The 12,244-nt window shown below is 65.2% G+C and carries 10 protein-coding genes; 5 read left to right on the forward strand and 5 right to left on the reverse strand.

Annotation, left to right across the window (positions count from 1 at the left end; all coding sequences use genetic code 11):
* Positions 1-573 precede the first annotated feature (573 nt).
* On the reverse strand, positions 574-1,977 hold the full coding sequence (locus CQW49_RS16595) for a cytochrome P450 (protein ID WP_003613032.1): 1,404 nt from the start codon (positions 1,975-1,977) through the stop codon (positions 574-576).
* 155 nt (positions 1,978-2,132) lie between these two features.
* On the opposite strand from CQW49_RS16595, the gene CQW49_RS16600 reads away from it, so the two are divergent.
* From CQW49_RS16600 to CQW49_RS16610, 3 genes are all read left to right on the forward strand, one after another.
* Positions 2,133-3,914, forward strand: a complete 1,782-nt coding sequence (locus CQW49_RS16600; RefSeq protein WP_003613031.1) for a glucan ABC transporter ATP-binding protein/ permease — start codon at positions 2,133-2,135, stop codon at positions 3,912-3,914.
* Positions 3,915-4,077: 163 nt separating this feature from the next.
* The gene (dapD, locus tag CQW49_RS16605; RefSeq protein WP_003613029.1) at positions 4,078-4,935 is read left to right on the forward strand and encodes a 2,3,4,5-tetrahydropyridine-2,6-dicarboxylate N-succinyltransferase; all 858 of its coding nucleotides are present in this window, start codon (positions 4,078-4,080) and stop codon (positions 4,933-4,935) included.
* Positions 4,935-5,417 (forward strand): hypothetical protein, encoded by a 483-nt coding sequence (locus CQW49_RS16610; RefSeq protein ID WP_003613027.1) that lies wholly within the window; start codon positions 4,935-4,937, stop codon positions 5,415-5,417. The genes dapD and CQW49_RS16610 overlap by 1 nt, the downstream gene beginning before the upstream one ends.
* A gap of 4 nt (positions 5,418-5,421) precedes the next feature.
* Here CQW49_RS16610 and CQW49_RS16615 read toward each other — a convergent pair whose 3' ends face one another.
* Positions 5,422-5,661 carry an FmdB family zinc ribbon protein gene (locus tag CQW49_RS16615; protein ID WP_003613024.1) on the reverse strand — a complete coding sequence of 80 codons (240 nt, stop codon included), beginning with the start codon at positions 5,659-5,661 and terminating at the stop codon, positions 5,422-5,424.
* Between the two features lie 94 nt (positions 5,662-5,755).
* Entirely contained in the window at positions 5,756-7,108 is a 1,353-nt protein-coding gene (locus CQW49_RS16620; protein WP_244441287.1) for an ATP-binding protein, read from the reverse strand.
* Here CQW49_RS16620 and CQW49_RS16625 point away from each other — a divergent pair.
* Positions 7,077-8,279 carry a GNAT family N-acetyltransferase gene (locus tag CQW49_RS16625; RefSeq protein ID WP_003613020.1) on the forward strand — a complete coding sequence of 401 codons (1,203 nt, stop codon included), beginning with the start codon at positions 7,077-7,079 and terminating at the stop codon, positions 8,277-8,279. The genes CQW49_RS16620 and CQW49_RS16625 overlap by 32 nt on opposite strands.
* A 142-nt stretch (positions 8,280-8,421) precedes the next feature.
* Here CQW49_RS16625 and CQW49_RS16630 read toward each other — a convergent pair whose 3' ends face one another.
* Positions 8,422-9,921 (reverse strand): phosphomannomutase/phosphoglucomutase, encoded by a 1,500-nt coding sequence (locus CQW49_RS16630; RefSeq protein WP_003613018.1) that lies wholly within the window; start codon positions 9,919-9,921, stop codon positions 8,422-8,424.
* A gap of 300 nt (positions 9,922-10,221) precedes the next feature.
* Positions 10,222-11,211 carry a UDP-glucose 4-epimerase GalE gene (gene galE / locus CQW49_RS16635; RefSeq protein ID WP_003613015.1) on the reverse strand — a complete coding sequence of 330 codons (990 nt, stop codon included), beginning with the start codon at positions 11,209-11,211 and terminating at the stop codon, positions 10,222-10,224.
* 125 nt (positions 11,212-11,336) lie between these two features.
* Between galE and CQW49_RS16640 the strand changes: the two genes are divergently transcribed.
* Positions 11,337-12,218 (forward strand): UTP--glucose-1-phosphate uridylyltransferase, encoded by an 882-nt coding sequence (locus CQW49_RS16640; protein ID WP_003613013.1) that lies wholly within the window; start codon positions 11,337-11,339, stop codon positions 12,216-12,218.
* The last annotated feature ends 26 nt before the right edge of the window (positions 12,219-12,244 follow it).

Here is a 12,244-nt window from a genome sequence, read left to right on the forward strand (position 1 = left end):
GCAGCCATTGCCGCGCCGAGGGACCGATATCGAACGTCATCCTGTTGAGATTTTATACAATTTTATCGTTCGTCGGCGGCGCCGGCGAGCTTTGCGGCTCCGCGTCATTTTCGGCGGTGGCGTTAGCGAATTCTTGACGGCGCCGGCGCAGGGGAAATGAGCTCGGCCGGCCGCGGCCGCGCGTGCGAGCGCGCACAGGGCGGGCATCGACGGGCGCCCGCGCGGCGGGCGACAGGCGCGGGCCAGTGGGGTGGGACGCAGCAAAGAGCGTAGAGTCGACGGCGCCGGCCGCCTCCTCTCCCCGCAGGCGCTACGGCATGCACACATATATCGAAGGTGAAAAATGTCTTCGAAATCAAGAGGAAATTACAGGCTGAGCAGCGGGGTTTCGCTTTCACAACCGCCTCGAAGCCATATTTTTCCCTTCGAGTTTCCGCAAGTCGTTGAGGCGACTCGAGAAGATGTGTGCATGCCGTAGCCCGCAGGCGGGGAGAGGAGGCGGCGGACATGGTTGTTCTTGTCCGAAAGTCGCTATGATCTCGGCCGACCGCGACATCGCCGAGGTGGCGGCGCCTATGCCGACAGCCGGCGCGAGGCGTCGTCGCCGACCTTCGCGTCGAGTCGCGTGACGCGCAGCGGCAGCGCGCCCTTCGGCCGCGTCGTGAAGCTCGGCGCCAGCTCGAGGCGATGGCCGGGCGCGGTCTCGAAGCGGAACGCGCGCACGAGAGTCGCCAGGATCGCCGTCATCTCCAGCATCGCGAAGCCCATGCCGACGCAGATGCGAGGCCCGGCGCCGAAGGGCAGGAAGGCGTAGCGCGGCCGCGCCTTCACTTTGTCCGGCGCGAAACGGTCGGGGTCGAAGCCGAGCGGCTCGTCCCACAGCGTCTCGTTGCGATGCAGGCACCAGGTGATGATGTAAATCGGCTCGTTCGCGCGCACGTGATGCGGCCCGAGCGTCGTGTCGGCGCGCGCCTGACGGCCGATCGCCGCCGCCGGCGGAAACAGCCGCATCGACTCCTGCAGAACCTGCCGCGTGAAGGCGAGAGTCTCGACCGTGTCGGCGCCGATCTCGGCGTCGCCGCAGAGGCGGCAGACCTCCTCGCGCAGGCGCTGCTGCGATTCCTGGTCCTTGGCGAGCAGCCAGAGGCTCCAGGCGAGCGCGACCGCCGCCGTCTCATGGCCGGCGAGCAGGAAGCCGTGAATATTGGCGACGAGCTCGCTGTCGTCGAGCGCGCGGCCGGTTTCCGGATCGCGCGCCGAGAGCATGAGGCCGAGAATATCGCGCCTGTCGTCCGCCACGGCGCGCCGGGCGGCGAGCAGCTTGTGCGTCTCGGCGCGCAGAAAGCGCGTGGCGCGGCGCGCGGCGAGGAAGCCCGGATAGGGCGTCAAATCCGGCGGCAGATGAAACATCGCCGCCAACATGCGCCAGCCGACGCCGCCGAGCACGGGACGCAGCGCCGCGATGAAGCCGTCGCGATCGAAATCCTCCGCGGCGCCATAGACCGCCTTCTCGATCACAGCGAAGGTGGTGCGTGACATGGCGTGCATGATGTCGACGCTCGCGCCCTGCTCGAGGTCGCGCCACTCCTGCGCCTGCGCCTGCGCGCAGCGAGAAAAATGCGGAACGAGCGCGAGAATATTCTCGTGGCGGAAGGCGGGCGACAGCGCGCGCCTCTGCCATTTCCACTCGGCGCCCTCCGAGAAGAACAGGCTGTCGCGCTCCACCGGGCCGGCGAGCGCCCTGCTGACCACCTCGTCGCGGCGGAAGGCGTCGGCGCGGGAGACCAGCAATTCCTCGATGAGCGCCGGACTCGCCACATAATGCATGCGCGGCACGATCTCGAGAAAGCCTTCGGACGTCCAATAGTCGGAGCGATAGGCCTGCGTCGGATAGTTTTCGAGGAAGTTGCGGCTGACCGCCAGAAAGGAGGGCGTCGCACGCGGCGTGAAGGGAAGGAAATCGGGATCGTGAAACATGCCGGCTCTCCATCGCAAGCCATTGTTCACGATCCTATCAGATGTCCGCCCTCGATCAAAAAGGGGCCTCCGCCTGCGCGTGTCCAAAGTCGGCTTGTTGCGCCGCCGCCGCGCCCACTGTAGACGGCGCTGTCCGCGCTCCCATCTAATCCGCCATGTCCGTTCTCTCCGTCTATTTCCGCGTGCTGCGGCAGCTCGAGCCCGAGGCGCGGCTCGCCGCCGGCCTCGTCGCGGCCAATCTGGCCGTCGCCATCGCGCAATTCGCCGAGCCCATGCTGTTCGGCCGCGTCATCGACGTGCTCACCAAGGCTCAGGTCGCCAGCCAGCGCCTCGCCTGGAGCGACCTCCTGCCGCTGCTCGCGGCCTGGGGCGGCTTTGGCCTCTTCTCCATCGCCGCCTCGGTTCTGGTCGCGTTGCACGCCGACCGGCTCGCGCATCGCCGCCGCCTCGCGGTGATGGCCGGCTATTTCGAGCATGTGCTCGACCTTCCGTCGAGCTTCCATTCCGTCGCGCATTCGGGCCGCCTGCTCAAGGTGATGCTCGAGGGCGCCGGCGGCATGTTCGGCCTGTGGCTGTCCTTCTTCCGCGAGAATTGCGCCTCCTTCGTCGCGCTGTTCGTGCTGCTGCCGGCGACGCTCCTCGTCAATTGGCGGCTCGCGGCGCCGCTCATCGTCCTCGTCGCCGCCTTCGGCCTGCTCTCGGCTTTCGTCCTGCGCCGCACGCAGGAACTGCAGAGCGCGGTGGAGCGGCATCACTCAGATCTCGCCGAGCATGCCTCCGACACGCTCGGCAATGTCGCCGTGGTGCAGAGCTTCACCCGCATCGACAGCGAGACGCGGGCGCTGCGCCGCATCATCGACGAGCTGCTGGCGGCGCAGATTCCGGTGCTCTCCTGGTGGGCGCTGGCGGCGGTGGCGAGCCGAGCTTCGGCGACGCTGACGCTGCTCGTCATCTTCCTGCTCGGGGCCTGGCTGCACCTGCAGGGCCTCGCCTCGATCGGCGAGATCGTCGCCTTCATGAGCTTCGCCACAATGCTGATCGGCCGGCTCGAGCAGGTGGTCGGCTTCCTCAATGTGCTGTTTCTGCTCGCGCCCAAGATCGGCGAGTTCTTCGCCATTCTCGACACGCGTCCCGACGTCGCCGACCGCGAGGGGGCGCGCGAGATGGGCCGGCTCGACGGCGCCGTCGCTTTCGAGGCCGTGAGCTTCTCCTATGACCGCGCCCGCCTCGCGCTGCGCAATGTCTCCTTCTCGGCGCGGCCCGGCGAGACCATCGCGCTGGTCGGCGCCACGGGCTCGGGCAAATCGACGACGCTCGGCCTGCTGCACCGGGTGTTCGATCCGAAAGAGGGCCGCATCACCATCGACGGGGTCGACATTCGCGACATGACCCTGGCCTCGCTGCGGCGGAACATCGGCGTCGTGTTCCAGGAGCCGATGCTGTTCGCCCGCTCGATCGAGGAGAATCTGCGCGTCGGCAAGCCGGATGCGAGCGAGGAGGAGATCGCCCGCGCCGTCGAGCTGGCGCAGGCGCGCGATCTCGTCGCGCGGCAGAGCGACGGGCTGGCGACGCGCATCGGCGAGCGCGGCCGCACGCTCTCGGGCGGCGAGCGCCAGCGCCTCTCGATCGCTCGCGCTCTGCTGAAGAACCCGCCGATCATGATCTTCGACGAGGCGACGAGCGCGCTCGACGCGACCACCGAGCGCCAGCTGCAGAAGGCGCTGGAGGCCGCGACGCGCGGCCGCACCACTTTCATCATCGCCCATCGCCTCGCCACGGTGCGCCACGCCGACCGCATTCTGGTGCTGGACCAGGGCGAGATCGTCGAGAGCGGGACCTTCGACGAGCTGGTGGCGAAGGGCGGATTGTTCGAGCAGTTGGCGCGCGCGCAATTCATCGGCTCGCGGGAGGCGGGGGTGGACGCGGCGCAACAGTGATCGCGCCGACATGGGAGAATGACAGCGGGAGAGGGACGCGCCCTTTCCGCGCGAAGATCTACGACGGATTACGGCCGCGCCGCGGGGAGGGCGCGCCCATTTCGCCGATTGACAGGGCCGCGCCCTTGCCGCCTATAGCCGGCAATCCTTGGAGCCACGATTCATGCCGCACACCGGTCTCGAGAACATCATCACCACCGCCTTCGAGGACAGGGCCAATATCGACGCCTCGACGCAGGGCGACATTCGCCACGCGGTCGAGAGCGCGCTGCGCCTCCTCGATTCGGGCAAGCTGCGCGTCGCCGAGAAGATCGAGGGCGAGACCGGGCCGTCCTCCTGGAAGGTCAATCAATGGCTGAAGAAAGCCGTGCTGCTCTCCTTCCGCCTCAATGACATGAGCGTGATCGAGGGCGGGCCCGGCGGCGCCACCTGGTGGGACAAGGTTCCGTCTAAATTCGCCGGCTGGGGCGCGGCCGAGCATAAGGCGGCGGGCTTCCGCTCCGTGCCGGGCTCCGTCGTGCGCCATTCCGCCTATGTGGCGCCGGGCGTCATTCTGATGCCCTCCTTCGTCAATCTCGGCGCCTTCGTCGACGCCGGGACCATGGTCGACACCTGGGCGACGGTCGGCTCCTGCGCGCAGATCGGCAAGAATGTGCATCTCTCGGGCGGCGTCGGCATCGGCGGGGTGCTGGAGCCGCTACAGGCCGGCCCCACCATCATCGAGGACGATTGCTTCATCGGCGCGCGCTCGGAGATTGTCGAGGGCGTCGTCGTGGGCAAGGGCGCGGTGATCTCCATGGGCGTCTTCATCGGCGCCTCGACCAAGGTGATCGACCGCGCCACGGGCCAAATTCACACCGGCTATGTGCCGCCCTATTCGGTGGTGGTGTCCGGCAATCTGCCCGGAAAGCCGCTGCCGGACGGCTCGGCCGGCCCGTCGCTCTATTGCGCCGTCATCGTGAAGACGGTGGATGCGCAGACGCGCGGCAAGACCGCGATCAACGAGCTGTTGAGGGACTGATGGCGGCGCCCTTTCGCGACCGGCTGGTCTTCCTGTTTCGCACCGAGGCGGGTCGCATCGACCGCGCGGACTGGCGGCTCGGCGCCGCCATCCTCGCGGCGCCGCTCGTCCTGCTGACGCTGGCGATGTGGGCGCTGCTGCCCTACACGTTCCACGATCTCGCGACGACTCCACTGTTCGTCTGGCAGACGATGATCGCCTATTTCTACCTCTGCCTTTATGCGCTCGCGGTGCTGGTGATCGCCGCGAGCTTCGTCAATCTCTCGGCCAAGCGCTTTCGCGCGCTCGGCCGGCCGGCGCCCGTGGCGCTCGCCGCCGCGTTGCCGCTGGCGGCGCTGCTCGCCGCCTCGGCGCATTTCATGCAGCCGCATGTCGCGGACGCCATGCCGCGCTGGCAGGTGACGATTTTCGACCTGATCCTCGCCGCCATGGCGCTGTGGAGCGCCTATGAGCTCGGGGTCCGCGACGAGGCTGCGCGCTGAGGCGTCAGCTCTTCTTCGGCGCCATGATCTCCTGCTTGCTGAAATTGCTGAGATCGCCCTCGGCGGCGGCGGCCCGGCGCCATGATCTGGCGATGGCCGGATATTTGATCTCGACTTGGATTTTCGAGACCCCCTGGTGAAGCTTCTCGCTGCCGCAGGACGGGCATGCCGGCGTGTCCGAGGCGCGAACCAGAAGCTCGAATTCCGCGTGGCAATTCTCGCATTGGTAGGAATAGAGCGGCATTCTGTTCCTCTTGATCGTTTTTGTCGGGCGCGCCGCCCGGCCGGGGCGGCGCCTAAATATAATGCAAACACCGTGCCGCTTCTGCGTGCCGGAATCAGGGATGCACCCGCTTCAAGTATTCGTCGAAGAGCGGCACGGTGAATGCCGTGTCTCCATGCGCCGGACTAAAGATCATTCCTTTTTTTATCAAGGAGCTGCGCACCGGCGCGATACTTTCCACGAAGACGCCGAGTTCCGACGCGACGTCGCCGGATCTGTGGGGGCCTGGGCCGAGCGCGGCCATCGCGAAAAGATAGTCCTTTTCCCTTGGGGTCAGGCGGTCGAAACGAACCCGAAAAAAGCTCTCATCGAGATTTTTGAGAGCTGTTGCGCTTGCTTGCTCGACGTCAGCTTTCGTGATTGGCGAGTTTTGCGCGATGTTCCACGCATGATAACCCCATTCTTGCAAAAAATATGGATAGCCTTGAGTAAGCCGAATAACAGAATCGACGGCGCTTTGTTCAAAACTGACACCTTCACGACGCGCAGGCTCTAAAAGAGCGGTTGCGGCGTCCTCATAGGACAGCTTATCGATTTTAGGGTAGTCGAAAAGTCGCTCGGCGTAAGACTTCGAGCGACCGGCAAGCCCGACGAGCTGCGGAAGGCCGGCTGCGATCAATACTATTGGAAGCTGCTTTTGCGCAACGCGGTGCATCGCCATTATCAATGCGCTAAACTCTACCTCTGGGACATACTGCAATTCGTCGATTATGATTGCGACTGACGATTGGCGGGATTTTGCAGCAACACCGATGGCCTCGACGAGATCGGGCAGATCGGCCTCCAAATCGCCACTATCGGCGGACCCGACCTCCGGATCCACTCCGATGTCGAAGCCCTCCCAATTGACTTTCACCGTCGATATAAACGATCGCAAGACCATCATGCCTCGCTTAACCGATTCGTTCACCATTTCCTTCGTATCGAGTTTGAACAAAATTTTTCTGAGACATGGTATTAAAAGTTCAGGAAGGCTTTTCCCTTCCGGTGACTCTAGCAATATGGCGACATACCCGCTTTTTTCGGCAATTTCCTGTATTTTATTCAAAAGCACCGTTTTGCCTACGCCACGCAGGCCGACCAGCATGAAGCTTTTTGCTTGGCGACCCATCTTTACTCGCGCAAGCGTGGTCTTCGTCTTTTGAATGAGCTCGTCTCGGCCTGCCAGCTCAGGGGGCTGGCTACCTGCGCCCGGCGCATAGGGGTTCGTGACGGCGTCCATAGCGACCTTACCAATCTTATTGATCTTATTGTCATGGAGGATAAGATAAGTAATATACATAAGGACGTCAAGCGGCGATCGGTCGCAGATCCACTTATGGAACGGCTTTCGCTTGCCCTCGTATCGCGCCTCTCGCCCGTCACCCCCGGAGCCCATGACCACCGCCCGATACAAAGCCCGCTTCATTCCCTCGCTCGATCAGGTCGACGCGGGCGAATGGGACGCGCTCGCCAATCCGCCGGGCCTCACGCCGGAAGAGGCCGAAGGGGAGCGCTACAATCCCTTCATCTCCAGCGCCTTTCTGCTCGCGCTCGAGCGCTCGAAATCGGTCGGCGCGCGCACCGGCTGGACGCCGCTCTACACGCTGCTCGACGATCCCGATGGGCGGCTCGTCGCCGCCGCGCCCTCCTATGTCAAAATGCACAGCATGGGCGAATATGTCTTCGATTTCGGCTGGGCGCAGGCCTATGAGAACGCGGGCGGGCGCTATTATCCCAAGATTCAGGTCGCCGTTCCGTTCACGCCCGCGACCGGACGTCGTCTTCTGGTCGCCCGCGACGCGCCGGAGGGCGCGCGCGAATCCCTGATCGCCGCGCTGCGCGCCTTGCGGCAGGCGGCCGAGGCCTCCTCACTCCATGTCACCTTCGGGACGAAGGCCGAGACGCGTGCGCTCGAGGGCGCCGGCTTCGCGCCGCGCGTCGGCGAGCAGTTCCATTTCCTCAACGAGAACTATCGCGATTTCGACGATTTCCTCGCCGCGCTGTCCTCGCGCAAGCGCAAGACCATCAAGCGCGAGCGCCGCGACGCTTTGGGCGACGATCTCTCCATCGATCTGCTCAGGGGAGCCGACATAAAGCCCGAGCATTGGGACCGCTTTTTCGCCTTCTACATGGACACGAGCGGGCGCAAATGGGGGCGGCCCTATCTCACGCGCGATTTCTTTCATCAGATCGGCGCGACCATGGCGGAGCGCGTCCTGCTGGTGATGGCGCGGCGCGGCGATGAGCATATCGCCGGCGCCATTAATTTCCTCGGCGACGACGCCATCTATGGCCGCAATTGGGGCGCGCTGGAGGAGCGGCCCTTCCTGCATTTCGAGGTCTGTTATTATCAGGCGATCGAATACGCCATCCGCCACGGCTATCAGCGCGTGGAGGCGGGGGCGCAGGGCGAGCACAAGCTGGCGCGCGGCTATCGGCCGGCGCCGACGCATTCGGCGCATGATTTCGCTGATGCGCGGCTGCGCACGGCGGTCGACGAGTTCCTGTCGCGCGAGAAGGTCGCGATCGACGAGGCGGTCGCCGATTACGAGGCCGGCCTGCCGTTCCGCCGCGACGGCGCGGCGCAGAGCGAATGAAACCGCGCTGAACCAGCTCATTGTTTCAGCGGCGCCTCCCGCCTCCTCTCCCCGCTCGCGGGGAGAAGCGGCGGCCGGCGGCGTTGTCGCTGGCCGAATGCGCATGTGGACCGCGTCAAGACTCGGCGAAATCTCCGGCCGATCAGATCGTCTGATTATAGGCGCCGACGCCGTCGCTCTGGCGCAGCACGGCGTCGATCGCCTGGAACATCTCCCGCATGCGCGCTTCCGACGCCGGGCTCTCGACGACGACCACCAGCTCCGGCTTGTTGGAGGAGGCGCGCACCAGACCCCAGGTGCCGTCCGCGACCGTCACGCGCACGCCATTCACGGTGACGAGATCGCGAATCTTCTGGCCGGTGAAGGCCTCGCCGTCGGCAGCCATCTTCTGGAAGCGCGCCGTCACCTCTTCGACGACCTGATATTTGCGCTCGTCGGCGCAATGGGGCGACATGGTCGGCGAGCCCCAGGTCTTGGGCAGATCGGCGTAGAGGTCGGACATGGACTTGGTCGGATTGCGGTCGAGCATCTGCAGCACATGCACGGCGGTCAGAATGCCGTCGTCATAGCCGCGGCCGATCGGCGTGTTGAAGAAGAAATGCCCCGACTTCTCGAAGCCGGCGAGCGCTTTCAGCTCGGTGACGCGGCGCTTGATGTAGGAATGGCCGGTCTTCCAATAATCCGCCTTGACGCCGCGGGCCAGAAGCTCCGGATCGGTGCCGAAGAGGCCGGTCGATTTCACATCGACGACGAAGGTCGAGCCCGGATAGAGCTTGGCGAGATCGCGCGCCAGCATCACGCCGATCTTGTCGGCGAAAATCTCGTCGCCCTTGTTGTCGACGACGCCGCAGCGATCGCCGTCGCCGTCGAAGCCGAGCCCGACGTCGGCGCCGCTCTCGCGCACCTTGTCGGCCATGGCGTGCAGCATGTGCAGATCTTCGGGGTTCGGATTATAGTGCGGGAAATTATAGTCGAGCTCGATGTCGAGCGGCACGACCTCGCAGCCGATGCGCTCGAGCAGCTTGGGCGCGAAGGCGCCGGCCGTGCCATTGCCGCAGGCGGCGACGACCTTCAGCTTGCGCGAGAGCTTCACATTGGCGGCGAGATCGTCGAGATAGATTTGGCCGAAATTCTCGACATAGCGATAGGAGCCGCCCTCGGCGAAGCGGAAGGCGCCCGCGAGCACGATCTCCTTCAAGCGCCCCATTTCCACGGGACCGAAAGTGACGGGCCGCTGCGCGCCCATCTTCACGCCGGTCCAGCCATTGTCGTTGTGCGAGGCGGTGACCATGGCGACGGCCGGAACGTCGAGCGCGAATTGCGCGAAATAGGCCATGGGCGAGAGCGCGAGGCCGATGTCGTGCACGCGCACGCCCGCCGCCATCAATCCGGAGATCAGCGCCAGCTTGATCGAGGAGGAATAAGCGCGATAGTCGTGCCCGGTGACGAGCTCGGGCGCGACGCCCATCTCGTGGATCAGCGTCCCGAGCCCGAGGCCCAGCGCCTGCACGCCCATGAGATTGAGCTCTTTCTCGAACAGCCAGCGCGCGTCATATTCACGAAAGCCCGTGGGCTTGACCAGCGGCGTCTGCTCGAAGGCGAAGGTGTTGGGCGACAATTCGGCGACGGGCTTCGGGAACATCGTAACTCCTCGGGCGTGACCTCGCTGCGCCAGCACATAAGCGAAAAGCGGCCCGACGCCAAACGCATTCGGCGCGAGCGGCTCCGTCGAGAATGCGGCGGGCGCTGCAATAGGCGGAAATCTCCACGTTCAAAACTCGGCCGGCCGCGATCATGCAGCGGCGAAGGCGGCGAAATTCAGATCATACGAAGCGGTTCTGCTCGGTCGTGCGCGAGACGCGCGGCGCTATTCAACAGTTTGAAGCAGCTTCGACTTGTCACGCCTCGCGCCGGCCGCCCGCCTGCGGATGCGCAAACTCTGTCAGACCGGCGGCTGCTCGACCAAGCGGCGCTCCCAGTCGAGCGCTTGGCGCACGATCGCCTCGAGATCGTCATAGCGCGGCGTCCAGCCGAAAGCGGCTCTGATCCGCTCATTGGCGGCGACGATCGCCGCCGGATCGCCGGGGCGCCGCCCGGCGAGCTCGACCGGAAAATCGACGCCCGACACGCGCTTCACCATCTCGATCACCTCGAGCACGGAAAAGCCGTGGCCATAGCCGCAATTGCACACGAGGCTCGCGCCGCCCGAGCGCAAATGCCGCAGCGCGTCGAGATGAGCGCGGGCGAGGTCGTTGACCTGGATGTAATCGCGCACGCAGGTTCCGTCCGGCGTCGCATAATCCGTTCCGAACACCTGCAGCTTGGGACGCAGCCCCAGCGCCGCCTGCGCCGCGACCTTGATGAGATGCGTGGCGTTGGGCGTCGACTGGCCGGAGCGGCCGAGCGGATCGGCGCCGGCGACGTTGAAATAGCGCAGGACCACATAGTCGAGGCCGTGGGCGCGGCTCGCATCCTCCAGCATCCATTCGACCATCAGCTTGGAGCGCCCATAGGGCGACACCGGGGCGAGGACAGCATCCTCGGTGACGGGATTGGACTGCGGATCGCCATAGACGGCCGCGGTGGAGGAGAAGATGAAGCGCTTCACGCCCGTCTGGACGGCGTTGGCCAGCAGGCTGCGCGCCTTGGCCGTGTTGTTGAGATAATAGCCGAGCGGATCGGCGACCGATTCCGGAACGACGATCTTCGCGGCGAAATGGATGATCGAGTCGATCTGGTTATAGACGAGAATGTCGCGCACCAGCTCGTCGTCGCCGAAATCGCCGACAATCATCGGGACATCGGCGGGAACAGCCGAGCGGAAGCCGGTGGAGAGGTCGTCGAGCACGACCAGCTTCTCGCCCGCGTCGCGCAGCTCGAGCGTCATATGGCTGCCGATATAGCCCGCGCCGCCGGTTACGAGAATGGTCATGCGGCCACGCCTCTGCTGGAGACTTCCCTAAGCCCGAAATAAAGGGCAAAAGGGGCGGGCGCGCTCGAAAGCGGGCGCCGGGCGGCGACGCATCGCCGCAATCGCCACGATGCAACGGATTACACATGAGCAAGCGCATTCGCAAGGCAGTTTTTCCGGTCGCAGGCCTCGGCACGCGGTTTCTTCCCGCCACCAAGGCGGTTCCGAAGGAAATGCTCACAGTGGTCGACCGGCCGGTGCTGCAGCATGTCGTGGACGAGGCGCGCGAGGCGGGCATAGAACATTTCATTTTCGTGACCGGACGCAACAAAGCGGTGATCGAGGATCATTTCGATATTTCCTATGAGCTCGAGGATACGCTGCGCCGGCGCGGCAAGACCAAGGAATTCGAGGCGCTCGCCGCCGATCTGCCGCCTGCCGGCGCGACCAGCTTCACGCGCCAGCAGGCGCCCCTCGGCCTCGGCCACGCCGTCTGGTGCGCGCGCGAGATCGTCGGCGACGAGCCCTTCGCGGTGCTGCTGCCCGATATGGTGACTTTGCCCAATGGGCCGAAGCAAAGCCGCTGCCTCGCGCAGGCGGTCGCCGCCTATGAGGCGCATGGCGGCAATATCATCGCGGTGGAGGAGGTTCCGCCGGAGGAGACGCATCAATATGGGATCGTCGCGGTGGCGAAGGATTATGGCGACAGCTTCGAGATCGCCGGCATGGTGGAGAAGCCGCCGCGCGGCACGGCGCCGAGCAATCTGATGATCTCGGGCCGCTATATTCTGCAGCCGGAGATCTTCTCCATTCTGGAGAAGGGCGAGAAGGGCGCGGGCGGCGAGATTCAGCTCACCGATGGCATGGTGGCGCTGCAGGCCAGCCAGTCTTTCCACGGCGTGCGCTTCGACGGTCGGACCTATGACACGGGCTCGAAGCTCGGCTTCCTCGCCGCCAATATCGCCTTCGGCCTGGCGCGGCCGGATATCGCCGAGGGCCTGCGCGCGGAGCTGAAGAAGCTGCTGTGACCGGCGGCTTGCGCCGGATGGGTGAT

This window comes from Methylosinus trichosporium OB3b (assembly GCF_002752655.1).
GTDB classification, from domain to species: domain Bacteria; phylum Pseudomonadota; class Alphaproteobacteria; order Rhizobiales; family Beijerinckiaceae; genus Methylosinus; species Methylosinus trichosporium.

Coding starts and splice junctions, on each gene's coding strand:
- CQW49_RS16595 (WP_003613032.1), bottom strand. CDS start 1,977: ATGTTTCACGATCCCGATTTCCTTCCCTTCACGCCGCGTGCGACGCCC.
- CQW49_RS16600 (WP_003613031.1), top strand. CDS start 2,133: ATGTCCGTTCTCTCCGTCTATTTCCGCGTGCTGCGGCAGCTCGAGCCC.
- dapD (WP_003613029.1), top strand. CDS start 4,078: ATGCCGCACACCGGTCTCGAGAACATCATCACCACCGCCTTCGAGGAC.
- CQW49_RS16610 (WP_003613027.1), top strand. CDS start 4,935: ATGGCGGCGCCCTTTCGCGACCGGCTGGTCTTCCTGTTTCGCACCGAG.
- CQW49_RS16615 (WP_003613024.1), bottom strand. CDS start 5,661: ATGCCGCTCTATTCCTACCAATGCGAGAATTGCCACGCGGAATTCGAG.
- CQW49_RS16625 (WP_003613020.1), top strand. CDS start 7,077: ATGACCACCGCCCGATACAAAGCCCGCTTCATTCCCTCGCTCGATCAG.
- CQW49_RS16620 (WP_244441287.1), bottom strand. CDS start 7,108: ATGAAGCGGGCTTTGTATCGGGCGGTGGTCATGGGCTCCGGGGGTGAC.
- CQW49_RS16630 (WP_003613018.1), bottom strand. CDS start 9,921: ATGTTCCCGAAGCCCGTCGCCGAATTGTCGCCCAACACCTTCGCCTTC.
- galE (WP_003613015.1), bottom strand. CDS start 11,211: ATGACCATTCTCGTAACCGGCGGCGCGGGCTATATCGGCAGCCATATG.
- CQW49_RS16640 (WP_003613013.1), top strand. CDS start 11,337: ATGAGCAAGCGCATTCGCAAGGCAGTTTTTCCGGTCGCAGGCCTCGGC.